Raw genomic sequence first — 3,296 nt, 5'->3', positions numbered from 1 at the left:
GTGGACCACGGCGCGGGTGCCGACGGCGACCGGACGGTGGCGGGCGGGACGGTGGGCCCCGTGGGCGGTGCGGCCGAGAAGGACGTCGTCCGCGCCCTCGCACCCCTGCTGCCGCACGGGTCGGACGTCGACGGTGCCGGGGCTGACGACCGGTCCACGGATCTGCTCACCCTGATGCTCGGTCCGCTGTTACGGGGCAACCGGGTGGTGATCCCGTGAAGCTGCACCTGCTCGGGATCAGGCTGGCCGTGTTCACGCTGGTGTGCGCACTGGCCGGGGTGCTGGTGGTGAACACGCTGCGCGACCCGATGCCCGGAGGAACCGAGACCTACCACGCCCGGTTCACCGATGCGGAAGGGCTCACGCCCGGCTCCGAGGTGACCGTCGCCGGGGTGCGCGTGGGCACGGTCACCGACCTGCGCCTGGTGGACGGGCACGCCCACGTCACCTTCGAGGTACGCACCGGGCAGCGGGTGCCCGCGGACGGTGGGGCGCGGATCCGCTACGCGGACCTGCTCGGCGGCCGACACCTCGCCCTCACCGACGGGGCGGGCGCACTCGCACCCGGGTCCACCATCCCGGTCGGGCGGACCCGCCCCGCCCTCGACCTGACCGCTCTGCTGGGCGGGTTCCGCCCACTGTTCGACGCGATCGACCCGGCCGCGGTCGACTCACTCGCCACGGAGATCGTCGCCGTCTTCCAGGGGGAGACGTCGGTGAACGCACTGTTGCGCCGGGTGGTGTCCCTGACGTCCACGGTGACCGACCGCAGCGACGTGCTGGACGAGACACTGTCCAACCTCTCGTCCGTCCTCGGCACCGTGAACGGCCGCCGGGACGAGTTGCGCCGACTGATCGCGGGGGTGGGCGAGCTGACCTCGTTCGCGGCGGACTCCCGGGAACGGATCGTCGCGGCACTGGACAGCGGGGCCGGGCTCGCCGACTCGCTCACCCGCCTGCTCGGCGACCTCCGCCCCTCCCTCGACCGCGACCTCGCCACGCTGGAGACGGTGACCGGCGCGATGGCCGACAGCGAGGAGGAGTTCACCGCGCTGCTTCAGGACCTGCCCGGATTCACCCGCACCCTGGGGCGCACGCTCGACTACGGGTCCTGGGTCAACGTCTACGTCTGCGCCCTGGACATCGACGTCGCCGGGCACGATCTCGACCTTCCGGACGGACCGAACTCGGAGGTGTGCCGATGACCGTGCCGAAGACCCTGTCCGGCCGCATCCGGCACCTGCGCGCACGGGGACCCGCCGTCGACGGCACGGTCGGGATCGTCGTGGTGGCCCTGGTGGTCGGTCTCGCCGTGACGGCGCCCCGGCTGGCGTTCGTGGCGGACACCCGCGCCTACACCGTCGAGTTCGCCGGCGCGGCCGGACTGAGTGCGGGCGACGGCGTGCTCGTCGCCGGGGTACCCGCCGGGGAGGTCACCGACATCGCCCTCGCCGGGGACGTGGTGCGCGTCGGGTTCCGGTTGGACCGGGGACAGCGGCTCGGCGACGGGACCACCGCCGCGGTGAAACTGGCGACCGTGCTCGGCACCCGCTACCTCGCGGTGACCCCCGCGGGCCCCGGTGCCCTCCCCGAGGGCGGCACCATCCCGGAGGAGCGCACCACCGTCCCCTACGCCCTCGACGACCTCGCCGCCGACGCCGTCGACACCGGAAACGCCCTCGACACCGCCGGCATCCGGCGCGCGGTGGGCGCGCTCGCCCGTTCGGCACCGGACGGCGAACTCGTACGGGACGCGCTGGAGGGGGTGGGCCGGGCGAGCGCGCTGATCGGCGACCGGCAGGAGGAGATCGACACCCTGCTGTCCGGGGTCCGGTCGTTGACCGCCTCGCTCGCCGGACAGCAGGACACACTCGCCGGGCTGCTGCGTGACGCCGGGACGGTGGCCGGGATCCTGCACAGTCGCCGCGACACGATCCGGGCGCTACTGGACGACGTCACCGAACTGACCGACGCGCTGCACGGGGTGGTGGTCGACAACGAACCCGTTCTCGACGCGCTGCTGTCCGATCTGCACACGATCACCGCAGCACTGCGCCGCGGCAGCGAGGAGATCTCGGAGACGCTGCGGATGCTGGGGCCGGGCAGCCGGTATCTCGCCGACGCGACGGGCAACGGACCGTGGGGCGACGTGGCGGGCCCGGCGGGGCCGTTGCCGGACAACCTCCTGTGCGTGGTCAAGCTGATCGAGGGATGCCGATGATCCGCCGACCGGCCCGGATGCTCGCGGTGCTGTGCGTGCTCGCGCTGGTGGCCGCGAGCGGCTGGTACGGTCCTGATCCGTCCCGAGCCGCGGCTGCGCCTGTCCGCCGACTTCGCCTCGGCGAGCGGGATCCACCCGGGCAGCGACGTGGCCGTGCTCGGCGTGCCGTTGGGCACGGTCGAGTCGGTGGACCCGCGCGGCGCCACCGTGCGGGTCACGATGACCCTGCCCGGCGACACCACGGTGCCCGCCGACGCGCACGCCTACATCATGAACCCCGCCGTGATCAGCGACCGGTTCGTCGAACTCGCCCCCGCGTACACCGGCGGGAAGCGGCTCCCCGACGGGTCCGTGATCCCGGTGGGACGCACGCACGCCCCCGTCACGTGGAACGAGCTGACCTCCTCGCTGGACACGCTGCTGCACGCGGTGGCCCCGACCGACCCGGACGGGGACAGTGACCTGGCCACGCTGGTGCGCCGGACGGCGGACGCACTGGAGGGCAACGGAGCGGCACTGCGCGAGGCGATCGCCGGGCTCGCCGGGGCCACCGACGTGCTCGCCGAGGGGGCGCCCGAGGTGGGCGCGCTCGTCGAGGACGTGGACTCGCTGGTCACTCTGGTCGCCGACCACCGGCGCACGATCGACTCGGTGACCGAGGCGGTCACGAACGCGTCGGCGGACCTCGCCGAACACGAGGACTCCGTGGCCCGGGCCCTGACCCGGCTGTCCGAGGCGCTCGGCAGCCTCAGCCGACTGCTCGACGGGCACGGCACGGAACTCACCGGGGACGTCTCCCGGCTGGCCGAGGTGAGCACCACCCTGGTGGCCCGGCGCAACCAGCTCGCCGAGACGCTGGACACGCTCCCGCTGGCGCTGGAGAACTTCGACCGCGCCCTCACCGGGGACGACCGCCTGCGCATCCGGCTCGACCTCTCCACCAATCTCTCCCAGTTCCCCACGACGGCCCGGCTGTGCGAGCGCCTGCCCCTGCCGTTGTGCGAGGGCGCGGGGATCACGAATCCGCTCGACTTCCCGCCGGAGGTCGACGATCCGTTCGGGTTGCGGGCACTGC

3 protein-coding genes and 1 pseudogene are annotated in these 3,296 nt (G+C 73.5%); all 4 read left to right on the top strand.

All coding sequences use genetic code 11. The annotated features are described in order from the left end of the window. Positions 1-219, top strand: a pseudogene (locus SACHA_RS25780) (MCE family protein); the annotation flags it as partial. Next, on the top strand, positions 216-1,205 hold the full coding sequence (locus tag SACHA_RS0118030; protein WP_019812048.1) for an MCE family protein: 990 nt from the start codon (positions 216-218) through the stop codon (positions 1,203-1,205). The pseudogene SACHA_RS25780 and the gene SACHA_RS0118030, both read left to right, overlap by 4 nt. After that, positions 1,202-2,221, top strand: coding sequence for an MCE family protein (locus tag SACHA_RS0118025; protein ID WP_019812046.1), 1,020 nt, complete (start codon positions 1,202-1,204; stop codon positions 2,219-2,221). Before SACHA_RS0118030 ends, SACHA_RS0118025 begins: the two co-directional genes overlap by 4 nt. Positions 2,222-2,368: 147 nt before the next feature. Further along, the coding region (locus tag SACHA_RS22935) for an MCE family protein (RefSeq protein WP_019812044.1) at positions 2,369-3,296 on the top strand (928 nt) is incomplete at its 3' end.

This window comes from Saccharomonospora halophila 8, from assembly GCF_000383775.1.
In the GTDB taxonomy this organism is placed as follows: Bacteria; Actinomycetota; Actinomycetes; order Mycobacteriales; family Pseudonocardiaceae; genus Saccharomonospora; species Saccharomonospora halophila.
The sequence above is the reverse complement of the archived record's forward strand: the minus strand, read 5'-3'. Positions and strand labels throughout refer to the sequence as shown.